Origin of the sequence: Mesorhizobium maamorense (genome assembly GCF_044998965.1) — a bacterium.
Taxonomy (GTDB): domain Bacteria; phylum Pseudomonadota; class Alphaproteobacteria; order Rhizobiales; family Rhizobiaceae; genus Mesorhizobium.
Genome location: NZ_CP173356.1, coordinates 5,171,875 through 5,187,026, shown reverse-complemented (window position 1 = coordinate 5,187,026; position 15,152 = coordinate 5,171,875). Strand labels below are relative to the sequence as shown.

At 63.4% G+C, this 15,152-nt stretch carries 21 protein-coding genes; 11 read left to right on the top strand and 10 right to left on the bottom strand.

All coding sequences use genetic code 11. The features are described 5' to 3' along the window. Positions 1–36 precede the first annotated feature (36 nt). The 8 genes from ACIU1A_RS25935 to ACIU1A_RS25900 all read right to left on the bottom strand — a co-directional run bounded on the left by ACIU1A_RS25935 (position 37) and on the right by ACIU1A_RS25900 (position 5,670). Positions 37–723 (bottom strand): hemolysin III family protein, encoded by a 687-nt coding sequence (locus ACIU1A_RS25935; RefSeq protein ID WP_140493526.1) that lies wholly within the window; start codon positions 721–723, stop codon positions 37–39. A gap of 124 nt (positions 724–847) precedes the next feature. Then, positions 848–1,648: an inositol monophosphatase family protein gene (locus ACIU1A_RS25930; RefSeq protein WP_140493170.1), complete on the bottom strand. Its 801-nt coding sequence runs from the start codon at positions 1,646–1,648 to the stop codon at positions 848–850. A gap of 87 nt (positions 1,649–1,735) precedes the next feature. Further along, positions 1,736–2,302, bottom strand: a complete 567-nt coding sequence (gene efp / locus ACIU1A_RS25925) for an elongation factor P (RefSeq protein WP_140493174.1) — start codon at positions 2,300–2,302, stop codon at positions 1,736–1,738. A gap of 112 nt (positions 2,303–2,414) precedes the next feature. Then, complete coding sequence (locus ACIU1A_RS25920) at positions 2,415–2,732, bottom strand: UBP-type zinc finger domain-containing protein (RefSeq protein ID WP_140525042.1); 318 nt, start codon at positions 2,730–2,732, stop codon at positions 2,415–2,417. 1 nt (position 2,733) lies between these two features. Next, entirely contained in the window at positions 2,734–2,907 is a 174-nt protein-coding gene (locus tag ACIU1A_RS25915; RefSeq protein ID WP_181165380.1) for a hypothetical protein, read from the bottom strand. A 36-nt stretch (positions 2,908–2,943) separates the two neighbouring features. Then, positions 2,944–3,984, bottom strand: coding sequence for a tetratricopeptide repeat protein (locus ACIU1A_RS25910; RefSeq protein WP_404925584.1), 1,041 nt, complete (start codon positions 3,982–3,984; stop codon positions 2,944–2,946). Position 3,985: 1 nt separating this feature from the next. Then, positions 3,986–4,633, bottom strand: coding sequence for a thiamine phosphate synthase (locus tag ACIU1A_RS25905; protein ID WP_140566831.1), 648 nt, complete (start codon positions 4,631–4,633; stop codon positions 3,986–3,988). Between the two features lie 131 nt (positions 4,634–4,764). Then, positions 4,765–5,670 (bottom strand): DMT family transporter, encoded by a 906-nt coding sequence (locus ACIU1A_RS25900; RefSeq protein ID WP_404925583.1) that lies wholly within the window; start codon positions 5,668–5,670, stop codon positions 4,765–4,767. A 131-nt stretch (positions 5,671–5,801) separates the two neighbouring features. On the opposite strand from ACIU1A_RS25900, the gene ACIU1A_RS25895 reads away from it, so the two are divergent. The 3 genes from ACIU1A_RS25895 to ACIU1A_RS25885 all read left to right on the top strand — a co-directional run bounded on the left by ACIU1A_RS25895 (position 5,802) and on the right by ACIU1A_RS25885 (position 7,945). Beyond that, a complete protein-coding gene (locus ACIU1A_RS25895) occupies positions 5,802–6,242 on the top strand; it encodes an Lrp/AsnC family transcriptional regulator (protein WP_140685970.1) in 441 nt (146 codons plus the stop codon). An 87-nt stretch (positions 6,243–6,329) separates the two neighbouring features. Next, positions 6,330–7,058 carry a class I SAM-dependent methyltransferase gene (locus ACIU1A_RS25890; protein WP_404925582.1) on the top strand — a complete coding sequence of 243 codons (729 nt, stop codon included), beginning with the start codon at positions 6,330–6,332 and terminating at the stop codon, positions 7,056–7,058. Positions 7,059–7,174: 116 nt separating this feature from the next. Next, positions 7,175–7,945: a sulfite exporter TauE/SafE family protein gene (locus ACIU1A_RS25885; protein WP_404925581.1), complete on the top strand. Its 771-nt coding sequence runs from the start codon at positions 7,175–7,177 to the stop codon at positions 7,943–7,945. 21 nt (positions 7,946–7,966) lie between these two features. On the opposite strand, the gene ACIU1A_RS25880 is transcribed toward ACIU1A_RS25885, so the two are convergent. Further along, positions 7,967–8,518, bottom strand: coding sequence for a DUF2269 family protein (locus tag ACIU1A_RS25880; RefSeq protein ID WP_140525046.1), 552 nt, complete (start codon positions 8,516–8,518; stop codon positions 7,967–7,969). Positions 8,519–8,839: 321 nt separating this feature from the next. Here ACIU1A_RS25880 and ACIU1A_RS25875 point away from each other — a divergent pair, with 321 nt between their 5' ends. From ACIU1A_RS25875 to ruvB, 7 genes are all read left to right on the top strand, one after another. Beyond that, the gene (locus ACIU1A_RS25875; RefSeq protein ID WP_140493202.1) at positions 8,840–9,220 is read left to right on the top strand and encodes a cbb3-type cytochrome c oxidase subunit I; all 381 of its coding nucleotides are present in this window, start codon (positions 8,840–8,842) and stop codon (positions 9,218–9,220) included. Between the two features lie 383 nt (positions 9,221–9,603). Beyond that, a complete protein-coding gene (locus ACIU1A_RS25870) occupies positions 9,604–10,137 on the top strand; it encodes a DUF1465 family protein (RefSeq protein WP_140493205.1) in 534 nt (177 codons plus the stop codon). Between the two features lie 92 nt (positions 10,138–10,229). Continuing rightward, positions 10,230–10,739: a crossover junction endodeoxyribonuclease RuvC gene (ruvC, locus tag ACIU1A_RS25865; protein ID WP_140560793.1), complete on the top strand. Its 510-nt coding sequence runs from the start codon at positions 10,230–10,232 to the stop codon at positions 10,737–10,739. Between the two features lie 55 nt (positions 10,740–10,794). Further along, complete coding sequence (locus tag ACIU1A_RS25860; protein WP_140493211.1) at positions 10,795–11,064, top strand: AbrB/MazE/SpoVT family DNA-binding domain-containing protein; 270 nt, start codon at positions 10,795–10,797, stop codon at positions 11,062–11,064. Next, on the top strand, positions 11,042–11,461 hold the full coding sequence (locus ACIU1A_RS25855; protein ID WP_140493214.1) for a type II toxin-antitoxin system VapC family toxin: 420 nt from the start codon (positions 11,042–11,044) through the stop codon (positions 11,459–11,461). The genes ACIU1A_RS25860 and ACIU1A_RS25855 overlap by 23 nt, the downstream gene beginning before the upstream one ends. A 27-nt stretch (positions 11,462–11,488) precedes the next feature. Next, positions 11,489–12,109 carry a Holliday junction branch migration protein RuvA gene (gene ruvA / locus ACIU1A_RS25850; protein ID WP_140517555.1) on the top strand — a complete coding sequence of 207 codons (621 nt, stop codon included), beginning with the start codon at positions 11,489–11,491 and terminating at the stop codon, positions 12,107–12,109. Between the two features lie 43 nt (positions 12,110–12,152). Beyond that, positions 12,153–13,190, top strand: a complete 1,038-nt coding sequence (ruvB, locus tag ACIU1A_RS25845) for a Holliday junction branch migration DNA helicase RuvB (RefSeq protein ID WP_140493220.1) — start codon at positions 12,153–12,155, stop codon at positions 13,188–13,190. A gap of 108 nt (positions 13,191–13,298) precedes the next feature. On the opposite strand, the gene ACIU1A_RS25840 is transcribed toward ruvB, so the two are convergent. Continuing rightward, positions 13,299–14,567: a glycoside hydrolase family 5 protein gene (locus ACIU1A_RS25840; protein WP_404925580.1), complete on the bottom strand. Its 1,269-nt coding sequence runs from the start codon at positions 14,565–14,567 to the stop codon at positions 13,299–13,301. A 57-nt stretch (positions 14,568–14,624) separates the two neighbouring features. Between ACIU1A_RS25840 and ybgC the strand changes: the two genes are divergently transcribed. Then, complete coding sequence (ybgC, locus tag ACIU1A_RS25835; RefSeq protein ID WP_140493226.1) at positions 14,625–15,095, top strand: tol-pal system-associated acyl-CoA thioesterase; 471 nt, start codon at positions 14,625–14,627, stop codon at positions 15,093–15,095. Positions 15,096–15,152: the final 57 nt, after the last annotated feature.

The following is a 15,152-nucleotide window of genomic DNA, read 5'->3' as shown; positions in this document are numbered from 1 at the left end:
ATTGAATGGTGCTTGGCAATATTGCCGCCAGCAGTTTCAGAGACGGTTGATGACCAGGCAATCGACCATCGCCGCCAGATGCAGGCCTGCGCCGGTGACCACGAAACCATGCCACAGCGCGTTGTGGAAGCGCAGCCCCTTCCAGGCGAAGAAGATCACGCCGCAGGAATAGACGACGCCGCCGGCGACGATGAGCACGATCGCCGTCGTCGGCAAGGTAGCGACGAGCGGCTCGACCAGGACGATGCCGCTCCAGCCGATGGCGAGATAGAAGACGATCGCCAGCCGGTCGAAGCGGCCGGGGAAAAACACCTTTATGGCGATGCCGATAATGGCCGCGGTCCAGACCAGGACGATCATCCAGCCGGCCAGCGCCGAGCCGTCGAGCTGCGCGAGAAAGGGCGTGTAGGTGGCGGCGATGAGCAGATAGATCGCAGCGTGGTCGAAACGCCGCAAAATCCATTTCACCGGCGAAGTCACCGGCCATAGATTGTAGGTCAGCGACACCGAGAGCACGGTGAGCAGCGACACGACATAGAAGGCGGCGGCGATGTATTCGCCCGGTCCGACCCGAAAGGCGGCCAGCGCCAGCAGCGCCGAACCGGCCGCGATCGCCAGCACGATGCCGACGGCATGGACGATGCCGTCGGCGATCATCTCGGCACGCGAATAGTGCCATCGTCCGACAAAGGGGATCTCGATCTGCGGCGGCGTCTTGATCATCATCGTCCTGCGTCAACCCTATCTGGGCAAGCGCCGGACAGTATTTCAAGCTTTGTTTGCGGTTTTGCGACTGCGGCGCTTCAGCGCGGCGGGGATTTGATATTACTCCGCGCTTATTCCTGCTTCAGCGGGCAGCGAGCGGCTTTTTCACGGCCTTCAGGAGGGCGCGCTGGATGATCTCGTTGCCGGCGACGACCGAACCGTTGTCGAGCATGTCCTGGCCGCCGTCCATGTCGGAGGCGAACCCTCCTGCTTCACGGATCAGCAACAGGCCGGCTGCGATGTCCCAGGGCGACAGGCCGACTTCCCAGAATCCGTCCATGCGGCCGGCGGCGACGTAAGCGAGATCGAGCGAGGCCGAACCCAGGCGCCGGACGCCGGAAACCTCGGCCATGACATTGCGTAATTCGATCAGGAAATTGCCATGCTGGCCACGCCCCAGATGCGGCACCCCGCAGCCGATGACGGTGTCGATGAGCTTGGTGCGGCCGGCGACACGCAGGCGGCGGTCGTTCATGAAGGCGCCGCCGCCGCGCTCGGTCGTATAGAGCTCGTCCATGGCCGGATTGTAGATCACGCCGGCCACGATCTGGCCCTGGCGCTCGAGCGCGATCGAGACAGCGAAAAGCGGAATGCCGTGCAGGAAATTGGTGGTGCCGTCGAGCGGATCGACGATCCAGCGGTGCTGGCTGTCATCGCCGGCGATCGTGCCGCGCTCTTCCATCAGGAAGCCGTAACCGGGCCGCGCCTTCGACAGTTCGGCAAAGACAATATCCTCGGCCTTGCGGTCGGCCTGGCTGACATAGTCGCCCGGTCCCTTCATCGAGACCTGCAGGTTCTGGACCTCGCCGAAATCGCGCGACAGCGAGCGGCCGGCCTTCATTGCGGCCTGGACCATGACGTTGAGAAGGGCTGAGCGTGCCATCGTAACTCTTCCTGCTGCCCGCGCTTTAACCTTTGTCCTGATGCATGTCGGTGACCCGAAACCTGGGCCACCTCTGGGCGACATGCATCAGTCGGCGCGGCGCATATAAGTGATTTCATTGGTGTCGACGACGATGCGTTCCCCCGCGCCGATGAAGGGCGGCACCAGCACGCGAATGCCGTTTTCCAGCACCGCGGGCTTGTAGGAAGAGGCCGCCGTCTGGCCCCTTACCACCGGGTCCGCTTCGGTGATGGTCAGCGTTACCTGGTCGGGGAGCGAAATGCCGATAGGCCTTTCCTCGTAGAGCTGGACCGTCACCATCATGCCGTCCTGCAGGAAAGCGGCGCGGTCTCCGACGAAGTCCTTCGCCAGCTCGAGTTGCTCGTAGCTCTCGGTGTCCATGAACACCAGGGCGTCGCCCTGCTCGTAGAGGAAGGAAAAATCCTTGAGATCGAGCCGGATCTGCTCGACCGTCTCTGCCGAACGGAAGCGCTCGTTCAGCTTTGTGCCGTTGATGAGGTTCTTCAATTCGACCTGGTTATAGGCGCCGCCCTTGCCCGGCTTGACGGTGTTGGTCTTGACGGCCACCCACAGGCCGCCATCGTGCTCGATGACGTAGCCGGGACGGATTTCGTTGCCGTTGATCTTGGCCATGATGATGTGATCCGGGAATGAGATGTTCGCAAGACAGCGATTTCGGGCCTCCAAGACCACAAATCGCCCGAAGAGGCAAGCTGGCGCTGATCGGGTGTCCCGTGGCGGCGGCTCAATCGAAGCGCACGATGGTGCCGCGTTGCGGCGTCTTGTCCTGCGAGAAATCGAGCATGACCTCGTCGACATAGCACCAGCCCCACGTCTCGGGCGGGTCGTAGGCCTCGATGACCGGATGGCCGGTCGCCCGGTAGTGGCCGGTGGCGTGACGGTTCGGAGAACTGTCGCAGCAGCCGACATGGCCACAGGTGCGGCACAGCCGCAGATGCACCCACCAGGAACCGGTCTTCAGGCACTCCTCGCAACCTTCGGCGCTTGGCGTTACCTCGAGGATGAAGCTGCCATGCGTGCATCGTTTGTCGGGCGAAGCCATTTCATTGCCTCCTTGGAGAAGCGATGCCGCGATATAAACCCTCAACCGCTCTCATCGAAACCGCGGCGACCGCTTCGGTAATGATATCGAAGACTTTTGCCAGCCGACGGATCTGCGACGACCGCATGATAGCCATCTGCATGGAAAGATCGAGGTCACTTGCCTCGACGAGCATCGCGCGATGACTTCCGCTGGATTTCCGCTGATCGCGTCAGGGCAGGCGGTTTGCCTTCTGCAGTGCCTGCTTGGTCTGGTCGTCGCTCAATCCTTGCAGGAAATCGTCCATCTCGGGGTCGATGAGGCCGGCGCGGCGGGCGACGATGTACCAGGCGCCGGCAAGCACGAGGTCCGGCTCGGTGCCGATGCCTTGCATATAGAGTTTCGCCAGGCGGTTCTGGGCGGCGACATTGCCGCCTTCGGCGGCCTGCTTCATCCAGCCGAAGGCGGATTTCAAATCACGCCCGCCGCCGCGGCCCTCGATCATCCAGGTGGCGAGGTCGAGTTGCGCGGTGTCATAGTTTTGCCGCGCGGCCTGAGCCAGCAGGCGCCGGGCCTGGGCGTCGTCGCGCGATTTGCCGCCGACGCCGTTGGCATAGATCTGTGACATCGCATACTGGGCGTCGGCGAGGCCGGTCGCCGCGGCGCGCTCGTAATAGGTCACGGCCTTGGCGATGCCGGCGTCGCCGGGGTCCTGCTGGACCAGCATCTGCGCGAAATTGAATTGTGCCAGCCGGTTGCCCGCTTCGGCGGCGGCCTGCATCAGCGCATAGGCTTCCTTTTCGTCCTTTTTGACGTAGCGGCCGTCGAGCAGCATCAGTGCATATTGGAACTGCGATTCCGGCACCCCTTGCTCGGCGGCGGCTGCGTACCATTTCGCCGCTTCGGCCGCATTGAGGGGCACGCCCAGTCCGCGCGACAGGATCTCGGCCACCAGCGTCTGCGCCGCCGGGTCGCCGTTTTGCGCCCGCACCAGCGCGAGGTTGTAGGCGGTCTTGTAGAGTCCGCGCTGGAAAGCCCCGTAGGCCGCATCCGCCGGCTTGGCGCCGAAGCGGTCGGGATTGATCGCGTCGGCCGAAGGCAATGGCGCTGGCTCGGCGGTGGTGGCGGGCTGCGGCAACTGCTTTTCGATCGGCTTGTCGGTATGCACGCCGGCATCCGGCTTAGGGTGCGGCGAAGGAATCGTTTCGGCGGCAGCGGCCTGGATGATGACCGCAGCAAGCAGGGCCTGAAGGGGAAGCCTTGCCGAAGACACGTCAGTCCTCGAAACGCGGTGCGGTTTCGTCGAGCAGCGCATTGGCCCGCGCGATCGCCGCCTTGGGATCGACGCCGTCGGCGAACACCGCACTCGACAGGGCGACGAACTCGGCGCCCGTATCTGCGACGGTTTCGATCGAAGCGAGCTCCGATCCGGCCATGACAATGCAGGGGATCTGAATCATCTGCGCCCACCATTGTCCCAGCGCCAGGTTGCGCGGATGCGGATCGGGCTTGTTGTCGTAGCCGAAGCGGCCGAAGAAAATATAGTCGGGCCTGACTTCGCCGAGTTCGAGCGCGTCATCACGTGTCTTGGCGCCGCCGGCGCCGACCATCATTTTTGCCTGGAAATGCTCGACCGTCTCGGCGAGCTCGGCCTTGGAGACCTCGACATGAATGCCGTCGGCCTGGACACGCCCGGCGATGCGCGTATCGCCGGCAATGACGACCGCGATGCCGGCCGCCTGTGCCGCCGGTACGATTTCGGCGGCGAAGGCCTGGAAGGAAGCTTCGTCCATGTCGTTCTGCGGCAGGATGAGCGAGGCGACGTCGCCGCCCTCGAAGGCCGAGACGATACGGGCGGCCGGCACGCCAGATGGCGCGATCAGCACGATGCGGCAGCGATTGGGGGGCGTTGCGTCGTTCATGGTCTTCGATCCCGGGTTTCGCCTATGCCGGGCGAAGATGGTTGGATTGCGGCATAGAGCAAAGTGCCCGCTTTGAACAGGCGGGCAGGCGGGATCGCTATTTTTGACCGCCGAAGCGCCGGCGATTGGCGTTACTCGATCGGTTGCGCACCTGCCGCGGCAGGCCTTGGCTTCCACAATGTCCAGCCGAGATTCATGCCGGCGGCCGCGATCAGGATGGCGGCGGCGCCGACGAGTTGGCTGAGATGCAGGCGATGGCCGAATGCCGTGACGTCGACCAGGATCGCAACGATCGGGTAGATGAAGGACAGCGACCCCTGCAGGTGCGTCGGCAGCTTCTGGATGGCGCCGTACATCAGGATGTACATCAGACCGGTGTGGACGATGCCGAGCGTCGCCAGCATGGCCCAGCTCCTTGCGTCGGTCGGAAGATGCGAGAGATTGACGAAGGGGGCCAGCATCAACACGCCGACGCAGACCTGGACGAGCGCGATGAGATGCGGCGGCGTGCCCTTGAGCTTCTTGGTGACGATGGCGGCGACGGCCCAGAAGAAGGCAGCGGCCAGCGCCATGACGATGCCGGCGAAATAGTTGGTGCCGATATCGCCGGCGTCAGGGGCGGCCTCGACGATCAGCACCATGCCGGCGAAGGCGATTGCCAGCCAGGTCAATTTCGTCAGGGTCAGCCGCTCGCCCAAGAAGAGCGCGCCGAAGCCGACCAGCATGAAAGGCTGGGTATTGTAGACAGCGGTGGCGATCGAGATCGACGCGCGCGAGAATGCACTAAACAGCAGCAGCCAGTTGACGACGATAGCTGCGCCGCCGAGGGCCGCGATGGCGAAAACGCGAAGCGACGGCCTGTTGCGCAGCAGGCCGAGGCCGGCGCAGATGAAGAGCAGCGTCACCGCGCCGAAAGCGCAGCGCCAGAACACCACATCCATGATAGGCTGGCCGGACAGGACGACGAACCATCCGATCGTTCCCAGAATCGCCATTGCGGCGGACATTTCGATCGTCCCACGTGCTGTATCGCTCACGACAAATCTCCAGATCGTTGCTTGTGCATAATCTCATGCTGATCCTGGGCTTTCCACCCAATGAGAAAGGTGACATGGTTGTTTCACCTATTTAAAAGTAGGCAAAAATCCAGAAATCCTGAGAATGTGAAATGCTTGACGATCTCGACCGACGTCTCCTCGAAATCCTGGTGAAGGATGCGCGGACTTCACTGAAGGAGCTGGCCGGCCAGGTCGGGCTGTCATCGCCGAGCGTTTCGGAGCGGCTGAGGCGGCTCGAGGAGCGCGGGGTTATCAGGGCTTTCACCGTCGAGATCGACCCGCTGGCGCTCGGCTATACATTGCAGGCGATCGTGCGCATCAAGCCGCTGCCGGGAAAGCTGCACATCGTCCAGAAGCTGATCGAGGAGATCCCTGAGTTCGGCGAATGCGACAAGGTCACGGGGGACGACTGCTTCGTCGCCAGGCTGTTCGTGCGCTCGATCGGCGACCTCGACGGTATCCTCGATCGCATCGCCGACAAGGCCGAGACCAGCACCGCCATCATCAAGGCGCAGCCGATCCGGCGGCGGCCGCCACCGCTCGGCGCATGACCGGTCGGCCTTTCTTGACTCTGCTTGGCGGTGGTGGAAATGCGTGGCGGCTCCGCCAGTCAGGCATATGAACAACGAGGAAAGAACATGGCGCAGAATGTCTACGATCAGCCGGATTTCTTCGCAGGCTACAGCCAGCTCGGCCGGTCCATCCAAGGGCTGGACGGCGCCGCCGAATGGCCGGCGCTGCGCGCGATGCTTCCCGACGCCAGCGGCTTGCGAATCGCCGATCTCGGTTGCGGCTTCGGGTGGTTCTGCCGCTGGGCTCTTGAACACGGGGCCAAGGAGGTTCTGGGTCTCGACCTGTCGGAAAAGATGCTCGCCCGGGCGCGTGCCGCCGGCCCGGACGCCGGCATCGTCTACGAACGCGCCGATCTCGATGAACTCAGCCTGCCGCCGACGGCTTTCGATCTCGCCTACAGCTCGCTTGCCCTGCACTATGTCAGCGATGCCGCGCGGCTGTTCCAGACCGTGCACCGGTGCCTGGTCCCCGGCGGGCATTTCGTCTTCTCGACGGAGCATCCGATCTATATGGCTCCGACCCATCCCGGCTGGTCTGTCGATGCCGAAGGCCGCAAGACATGGCCCGTCGACCGGTATCTGGTGGAGGGACCGCGCAAGACGGACTGGCTGGCCAAGGGAGTTGTGAAACATCACCGCACCATCGGCACCACGCTCAACACGCTGATCCGGTGCGGCTTCACCATCGAGCATGTCGAGGAATTCCGTCCGACCGACGCGCAGATCGCGGCCAAGCCCGAACTGGCGGAAGAGCTCGAGCGGCCGATGTTCCTGCTGGTCTCGGCCCGGCGATAGGCAGAGCAGAATGGGCCGGCCTTGCTGTGGCGACGCCCACATTTGCTGTCGCTCCGCTCGGGAATCTGGGCTATTCAGGCGTTGACTCGCTTTCCCTCCAGACCAGTCCCTCCTCCATGTCAGGCCTGCTTTCCGATCCGTGGTTCTATGCGGCCGCCGTCCCGGCGGTCATTCTGGTCGGCCTGTCCAAGGGCGGATTTGGCGGCGCGGTCGGTTTCGTCGGCGTGCCGCTGATGGCGCTGACCATGCCGCCGGTGCAAGCGGCGGCCATCCTGCTGCCCATCCTATGCCTGATGGACATCGTTTCGGTATGGACATGGTGGGGCGTCTATAACAGGAAGATGCTGGTCGACATGATGCCCGGCGCGATGATCGGTATCGGTCTCGGTTGGCTGACGGCCGCACTGGTCACCGAGGAGGCCGTGCGGCTGATCGTCGGCGCCGTCGCCATCATTTTCGTGCTGCGCTGGCTCTATCTGAAGTACCGCCACGGCGCCGACCATGCGGCGCAGCCCAACCGCGTCGCCGCGGCCCTCTGGGGCACAGTCGCCGGCTTCACCAGCTTCGTCGCCCATGTCGGCGGCCCGCCCTTTCAGGTCTACGCGCTGCCGATCCGGCTCGACCCGAAGGTGTTGTCCGGCACGGCGGCGATCTTCTTTGCCGCCACCAACGCGCTGAAGCTCGTTCCCTATTTCGCGCTCGGCCAGTTCGACAGCACCAATCTGACCGCGTCGGCGGTGCTGATGCCGCTGGCGCCGCTATCCACCATCGCCGGCGCCTGGCTGGTGCGCCGCATGCGTCCGGAGATCTTCTATCCCTTCACCTATGCGACGGTGGCCGTCGTCGCGGTGAAGCTTCTGTGGGACGGGATCGCCGGCCTGATGTAGCCGGGACCGTTTTCGCCTGCCTCAGGCGACGCTCGGCACCATGCGCCTTGGTCGGCCGAGCGCCAGGGTGGCGCCAGCCGCCAACACAAGCCCCATGGCGGCAAGGACCGTGAAGTCGTCGATGGTCGGCTTCAGCACCATGTCGGCGATGATGATCAGCATTACCGCATAGTCGAAGCGCGCCGCCCGCAAGATGCGCTGGCCAGAGGCAAGGGCGGCCGGCGTCACGCCATCCCTGGCGATCATCGCGCCCATGTGGTCGGCGCTCGGCTTGAAGACGAACATGCCGATTGAAAAGGTGGTGGCGTAGCCGGCAAGGCCGATCAGGATCCACAGTTGCGAGAAGCCGACCCAGAACCAGCACATGATTAGCCCGAAGGCCAATGTCAGCATCGACATCGGCGCGAAGAAGCGGTTTCCCAATTCGCCCGTAGCCCGCATTGCCTGCAGCGTTCCCTGGATGTTTCCCGACCGATCGGCGAGCGTCGCCAGCACCATCAGCGCGAAACCGCCGCCGACCCATAGGGTCGCCGAAAGAATGTGCAGCAATTTAACGATCGAATACCAGTCCATGCTTCTCCCCGGCGCCTGATGTAGCGGAAGGAGCGAATCCTCGCCTGCCGCTTCGATGGCCAAGCGTTTATCGCCGCGCCTGTTTCGGAACGATGTCGTGAAAAAACCAGTTCTGTTTCAAGTGCCGGCTAACGTAAGGAGCCACTGATATTGCGAGCGCGCCATTCGGTTTTCTGCTATTATGAGGGGCGTCCGGGGGCGCGACATCGTCCAGAAACAGTGCCGATGCTAGTGCGCCCGCGCCGGGAGCCCGGTGGCGAGAGCAATCGCCTGACGATCAACCCTTTCCCGAACACGGGAAAGGCAACTCGGGGGAAAGATATGCAAGGGGTAGCACGGAATTTCTTCACGCTGGCCGTTATCTATGCGCTGTGCGGCATGGCGCTCGGCCTGTACATGGCGATCAGCCAGGACCATGGCCAGATGCCGACCCACGCCCATACGATGGTCGCTGGCTGGCTGATGTCGGCGGTCTTCGCCTTCTTCTATCACCTGTTTCCGGCGGTCGGACAGAAGACGGTTGCCGTCGTTCACTTCTGGCTGACCGCAATCAGCGGCATCGGCCTTTTGATCGGGCTCTACTTCCTGCTTGGCGGCGATGCCGCGATCGAACCGCTGGTGGCGGCGTCTTCGATGGGTTTCTACGCGGCCTTGCTGCTGTTTGCCTTCATTGCCTTGCCGGCGGTTTGGAAAACGGCCTGAGCCGAGGCTCGGCACATCCTTCAGGAACTGTGCTGTTACGGCACAGTGGCGCGGGGTTCGCTCAAAAAACATCGGCGCCGTTAAGGGTTCATTAAGCTTTACAGGCGTTTACTATGCGCATCCAGTGATCTGGATTCTTACCGAGTGGTTGGAGCCACTTTGTTTGACGCCTCCCTGTTAAACTCCTGAGAGCCGCCTTATCCGCGGCTCTTTTTTTGTCCGCTTTCCAGCGACACGGTCCGCACCGGATCACGTTAACCTTCTGTTAAACATGTGCTTGCCTTCACCCCGGACGAGGCGCATTTTCAAGCTTCAGTTATGTAGGGTTCCGGGTGTATCGGCAGTAAGCCGAATCGGCCGGTTGCAAGTGCAGGGGCGTATCGATGAACGAGCCTTCGAAGGGCAGCGCGAAAACCGTCAAGCTGGCGGAACGTCGGGTCTTTTCGCACTCCTTCAAACCGCTCTACCAGGAAGGCATGGGGCTAGTCGAACAGGCGGCGGAGTATCTCGACGGCAAGGGCCGGGCCGAGGCCAAGAAGCTGTCGCGGCTGGCGGCCACGCTCTATGCGGCCGAATCGATGCGGCTGACCACCAGGCTGATGCAGGTCGCCTCGTGGCTGCTTCTGCAGCGCGCCGCGAATTCCGGCGAGATGACCCGCGACCAGGTCGCATCGGAAAAGTCCAAGGTGCGCCTCGACACCGCCTCCGCCCATGACGAGGCGGCCGGCTGGGCCGAACTCCCCAAGGATTTCCTCGACCTCGTCAACCGGTCGCTGCGCCTGCAGGCACTGGTGCGCCGCATGGACGAGGAGATCTACGGCGCCGGCGCGGTGGTCGACATGCAGCCCATGAGCCGCCGGCCCAATCCCGTCTCGGACCAGATCAGCCTGCTCAACACGGCTTTCGCCCGAAACTGAACTATTCTGGAACGTTCCCGGTCAGCGCGTTACTGTTTCCGGTTTGTTCACATTTCGCTGGCATCGCTGTCTCCGGGAGATAGAGTAACCGGATGAGGGACGCGATTCGCATCATCGGTATCGATCCGGGGCTCAGGCGCACCGGCTGGGGTATTGTCGAAAGCCTCGGCAATTCGCTGCGCTTCGTCGCGTCCGGCACGGTGCGTTCCGAAGACAAGGCGGCGCTGGCGACGCGGCTGTGCCAGCTGCATGACGGGTTGGCTGAAATCCTGCATACGGCCATGCCGCATGAGGCGGCCGTCGAACAGACCTTCGTCAACAAGGATGCGGTGGCGACGCTGAAGCTTGGCCAGGCGCGCGGCATCGCCATGCTGGTGCCGGCACGCGCCGGCCTGGTCGTTGCCGAATATGCACCCAATGCCGTCAAGAAGGCGGTGATCGGCGTCGGCCATGGCGACAAGAAGCAGATCCACATGATGGTGAAGGTGCTGCTGCCGAAAGCGACCTTCGACACCGAACATGCCGCCGACGCGCTCGCCATAGCCATTTGCCACGCGCATCACCGGCAAAGCGTCGCCTATCGGATGGCACTTGCCGGTTGACGATGTTCTTGACTTGTTCCCTTGTCTGTCGTAGGTAATACTTTGAGGTATTACCATGCGCGTCACCACCAAAGGCCAAGTCACGATCCCCAAACAGATAAGGGATCACCTGGGTATCCGCCCGGGCTCCGAGGTGGAATTCGTGGCCACCGATGAGGGTGCTCGGCTTGTGGCCGTCAACGAGAATCTCCCCGAGGAGGAGAAATTGCGCAGGTTCAGTAATGTCCTTGACCGGATGGAGGGGACGTTGGATCTGGGTGGCATGACGACCGACGAGTATATGGAGTGGCTGAGGGGGCCGCGTGAAGATCTCGACGTTGATTGACACAAATGTCCTGATCGACGTTTGGGGGCCGGCCGGACCGCTGACAAAATGGTCGGCGTCTGCAATCGCCTCATGCCGCCGCGACGGCGACTTGGTGGTCAATACGATCATCTGGTCTGAACTGGCGCCGCTGATCGCCTCGGAGGCAGCGCTTCGAAAAGCGGTCGACATGCTCGAGATCGATCGCGAGTTTCTGCCCTGGGATGCGGCCTTCCTTGCAGGTGTGACGCATTCCCGTTATCGCCGTGCTGGTGGAATCCGCGAACGAACCTTGCCGGACTTCTTTATTGGCGCTCATGCGACCGTTGCCGGACATCGTCTTTTGACGCGCGACGCCGCGCGTTATCGCAGTTATTTCCCGGACCTTGACATCATTTCTCCTGAAACGCACCCATGAGGGCCTATCTTCCATGAAAGATTTGGCATGATCGGCAAGCTCAAGGGTACGCTCGACGAGATCGACGAGGACCACTGCCTCGTCGACGTGCATGGCGTCGGCTACGTCGCCTACTGCTCGGCGCGGACGCTGGCCGCGCTGCCTTCGCCCGGCGAAGTGGTGGTGCTGTTCATCGAGACCTATGTGCGCGAGGACATGATCCGGCTCTACGGCTTCCAGTCGGTGCTGGAGCGCGAATGGTTCCGGCTGTTGATGAGCAATGTGCAGGGCGTCGGCGCCAAGGTGGCGCTGGCAATCCTGTCGACGCTGGCGCCGGCCGACCTTGCCAACGCGATCGCGTTGCGCGACATCGCCATGGTTTCCCGGGCGCCGGGCGTCGGCAAGAAGGTGGCCGAGCGCATCGTTACCGAATTGAAAAACAAGGCGCCGGCCTATGCCGGTGCCGCGTCGGGCACGATCGGCTTGAAGCAGGAGCTCGGCGAAGGCGTGGCAGCCGCGCCGATCACAGACGCGGTCTCGGCCCTAGTCAATCTCGGCTATTCCCGCGACACCGCCGCCAATGCGGTGGCGGCGGCACTGAAGACGGCGGGCGAGGAGGCGGACGCGTCGAAGCTGATTCGCTTCGGGCTCAAGGAACTGGCGCGGTGAGCGCACGCTTGTCCGGTTCCCGGCCATATGCAAGGAAGGCGGCATGAGCCTTTCCCCCCGTCTGATCGCTCCGGAAAAACGCGGCGAGGATGCCGACCAGAGTTTGCGGCCCCAGACGCTTGACGATTTCGTCGGCCAGGCGGCGGTGCGGGCCAACCTCAAAGTGTTCATCGAGGCCGCCAAGGGGCGCAAGGAAGCGCTCGATCATGTGCTGTTCGTCGGGCCGCCAGGTCTAGGCAAGACGACGCTGGCGCAGATCATGGCGCGCGAGCTCGGCGTCAACTTCCGCTCAACCTCCGGACCGGTCATCGCCAAAGCCGGCGATCTCGCCGCACTCTTGACCAATCTCGAAGAAGGCGACGTCCTGTTCATCGACGAGATCCACAGGCTGAATCCTGCGGTGGAAGAGATCCTCTATCCGGCGATGGAGGATTTCCAGCTCGACCTGATCATCGGCGAGGGGCCGGCGGCGCGCTCGGTCAAGATCGACCTTGCCCGTTTCACCCTGGTCGCCGCCACCACGCGGCTCGGCCTGCTCACCAATCCGCTGCGCGACCGCTTCGGCATCCCGGTGCGGCTCAACTTCTACACGGTCGAGGAACTGGAGCAGATCGTGCGGCGCGGCGCACGCATCCTGCAAATGCCGCTCGGCGATGACGGCGCGCTGGAGATCGCGCGGCGCGCGCGAGGCACGCCGCGCATCGCCGGCCGGCTGTTGCGGCGCGTGCGCGATTTCGCTTCGGTCGCCGGCGATGGTCATGTGAACCGCTTGATCGCCGACGAGGCCTTGACCCGGCTGGAGGTCGACGCGCTCGGCCTCGATGCGCTCGACCGCCGGTATCTTTCGATGATCGCGCGCAATTTCGGCGGCGGGCCGGTCGGCATCGAGACGATCGCCGCCGGCCTGTCCGAGCCGCGCGATGCCATCGAGGACATCATCGAGCCCTATCTCATCCAGCAGGGTTTCATCCAGCGCACGCCGCGCGGCCGTGTGCTGACGGCCAATGCCTGGCGCCATCTCGGCCTCGACGCGCCGAAGGACCTGGCGCAACAGCAGATCAATTTGTTCCAGGAAGAATAGCGGCCCCCGGCGGCGGCGTTCGGGCCGGCGATCAAGCGTCCGCAACCGCTTTGCGGCGTGCGACCGGAGATATTGCTGATCGATCCCGGCGGCGTGGAGCAACGGCGCTCAGTGAAGCGACCGGATTACGTCCAGCACATCGGGTTCGGCCTTTTCGCCGTTGAAAGCATCGACAATGCCGAAAGCGCCGCCGTAACTCCACACCGACCAGGAGAAGCCATGCGCCTCGGCGCGCGCGATCATGTCCCTGACATAGGCGGCACGATAGCCGGACGGCACCACATAGGGATTGCCGTATTCCTGGCGGATCATGCCGAACTCGCCCAGCGTGACGTTTTCCGGCCTGATGCCGTTGGCCTTCGCCCAGGCATCGACGGCCTTGAACGGGGCGTCCATGAGACCAAGCAGCTTGGCGTCGGTGTCCATGCTGGCTACCTGCTCGTCGAGATAGGCAAGCAGCCCGCCCTGCCGCGCCCAAGGTGCCTCGGTCTTGATCCTGGCGCGGATGGCGTCGAGCGTGACGTCGAGCTCAGCCGGCGGCACCGCGGTCAGCGGGTAGGGCAGGCCGGTCACATAGGGAATGAAATCGCCGGCCCAGGTCGCGCCCTGATGGGTAAGCAGGAACGGATCGTAGGAATGGAAGGTCCAGATGACGTTGTCGTCCGGGATCGCCATCGGATCGATTTTTTCCAGCGACGACGCCGCGGAATAGCAGGCCCCGGTCAGCACAAGCGTCAATCTCGTCGCCGAAGAACGCGCCGCGGCGAACAACCTCTGCTGGCGTTGCGGCCACAGGCTGGTGCCGTCGGCGTCGCAGTCGACGATCGGTTCGTTCATCGGTTCGAAGGCCACTTGCGCCGGATCTTCCCCGGCGAGCGTGTGCGCCATCTTGCGCACCACCTCGACATAGGCATCGAATGTCACCGGGTTGTTCATCACCTCGGCCATGCCGATCTTGCGCCCACTGCCGGCGGGGATCAGATGCATGTCGACGACAACCTTCAGGCCGGCGCGGTTGATCATGCGGACAGAGTCCAGCACGCTGGCATAGAGATCCTCGCGCAAGGCCATCGTGTTTTCGGAAAGGAAGGGCGAAGGATCGACCGGCATGCGCAGGAAATCGAAGCCTGCATGCTTCAAAGCCTCGAGATCGTCGTCCTTGAGAAATTTGCGCCATTCCGGGTAGGGCAGGATGGCCTTGGCGTTGCCCCATTGGTCTTCGCCCGGCCAGGTTACCCACTGGTCGAGATTGAGCCCGCGCTTCATGGAGAAGGTCGCGGCCTGGCTCGGCCCGGCCAGAGCCATCACGACGAACAGAGCCATCACCACGAACAGCGCCGCCGCCAAGGTCTTGATCATCGCCGTCAACAGTGCCATCCGATGCCATGTCACGCGCGGCACAGGTGCCTTGCCGCGACTGAAAAAGGAAGCGCAATGGACGATCATGGTGAATCCGCGACCTTGCTGGCGGGGATTTCCGGTGCGCTGACGGCGTTCGGCCATCGGCTGATGGCGCGGGTCTACTATGCCGACACCGATTTCTCCGGCGTCGTCTACCACGCCCGCTATCTCGAATTCCTCGAGCGCGGCCGCTCCGACTATCTGAGGCTGAGCGGCGTCCACCACACCGAACTTGCCGATGGCAAGCATGGCGAAAGAATAGTCTGGGTGGTGCGTCGCATGGAGATCGACTTCCGCATCCCGGCCCGCATGGACGACATCCTGACGATCGACACCCGGACCGAGGAAATCTCCGGCGCGCGCATCTTCATGGCCCAGCAGCTCAAGCGCGGCGACGAGGTGCTGGTCGAGGCCAGGGTGGAGGCGGCGATCATAGGCGAGAATGGCCGGCCACGCCGCTTCCCCAGGGAGTGGATAGCAGCGTTCATACCCAAGGCGGGCTAAAAGGCCGACGTCGTTGGTATCGCCGGCGCCGGCTTGAAGCGCGGCAATGCGCCGCGT

Coding starts and splice junctions, on each gene's coding strand:
- ACIU1A_RS25935 (WP_140493526.1), bottom strand. CDS start 723: ATGATCAAGACGCCGCCGCAGATCGAGATCCCCTTTGTCGGACGATGG.
- ACIU1A_RS25930 (WP_140493170.1), bottom strand. CDS start 1,648: ATGGCACGCTCAGCCCTTCTCAACGTCATGGTCCAGGCCGCAATGAAG.
- efp (WP_140493174.1), bottom strand. CDS start 2,302: ATGGCCAAGATCAACGGCAACGAAATCCGTCCCGGCTACGTCATCGAG.
- ACIU1A_RS25920 (WP_140525042.1), bottom strand. CDS start 2,732: ATGGCTTCGCCCGACAAACGATGCACGCATGGCAGCTTCATCCTCGAG.
- ACIU1A_RS25915 (WP_181165380.1), bottom strand. CDS start 2,907: ATGCTCGTCGAGGCAAGTGACCTCGATCTTTCCATGCAGATGGCTATC.
- ACIU1A_RS25905 (WP_140566831.1), bottom strand. CDS start 4,633: ATGAACGACGCAACGCCCCCCAATCGCTGCCGCATCGTGCTGATCGCG.
- ACIU1A_RS25895 (WP_140685970.1), top strand. CDS start 5,802: ATGCTTGACGATCTCGACCGACGTCTCCTCGAAATCCTGGTGAAGGAT.
- ACIU1A_RS25890 (WP_404925582.1), top strand. CDS start 6,330: ATGGCGCAGAATGTCTACGATCAGCCGGATTTCTTCGCAGGCTACAGC.
- ACIU1A_RS25885 (WP_404925581.1), top strand. CDS start 7,175: ATGTCAGGCCTGCTTTCCGATCCGTGGTTCTATGCGGCCGCCGTCCCG.
- ACIU1A_RS25880 (WP_140525046.1), bottom strand. CDS start 8,518: ATGGACTGGTATTCGATCGTTAAATTGCTGCACATTCTTTCGGCGACC.
- ACIU1A_RS25875 (WP_140493202.1), top strand. CDS start 8,840: ATGCAAGGGGTAGCACGGAATTTCTTCACGCTGGCCGTTATCTATGCG.
- ACIU1A_RS25870 (WP_140493205.1), top strand. CDS start 9,604: ATGAACGAGCCTTCGAAGGGCAGCGCGAAAACCGTCAAGCTGGCGGAA.
- ruvC (WP_140560793.1), top strand. CDS start 10,230: ATGAGGGACGCGATTCGCATCATCGGTATCGATCCGGGGCTCAGGCGC.
- ACIU1A_RS25860 (WP_140493211.1), top strand. CDS start 10,795: ATGCGCGTCACCACCAAAGGCCAAGTCACGATCCCCAAACAGATAAGG.
- ruvA (WP_140517555.1), top strand. CDS start 11,489: ATGATCGGCAAGCTCAAGGGTACGCTCGACGAGATCGACGAGGACCAC.
- ruvB (WP_140493220.1), top strand. CDS start 12,153: ATGAGCCTTTCCCCCCGTCTGATCGCTCCGGAAAAACGCGGCGAGGAT.
- ACIU1A_RS25840 (WP_404925580.1), bottom strand. CDS start 14,567: ATGGCACTGTTGACGGCGATGATCAAGACCTTGGCGGCGGCGCTGTTC.
- ybgC (WP_140493226.1), top strand. CDS start 14,625: ATGGACGATCATGGTGAATCCGCGACCTTGCTGGCGGGGATTTCCGGT.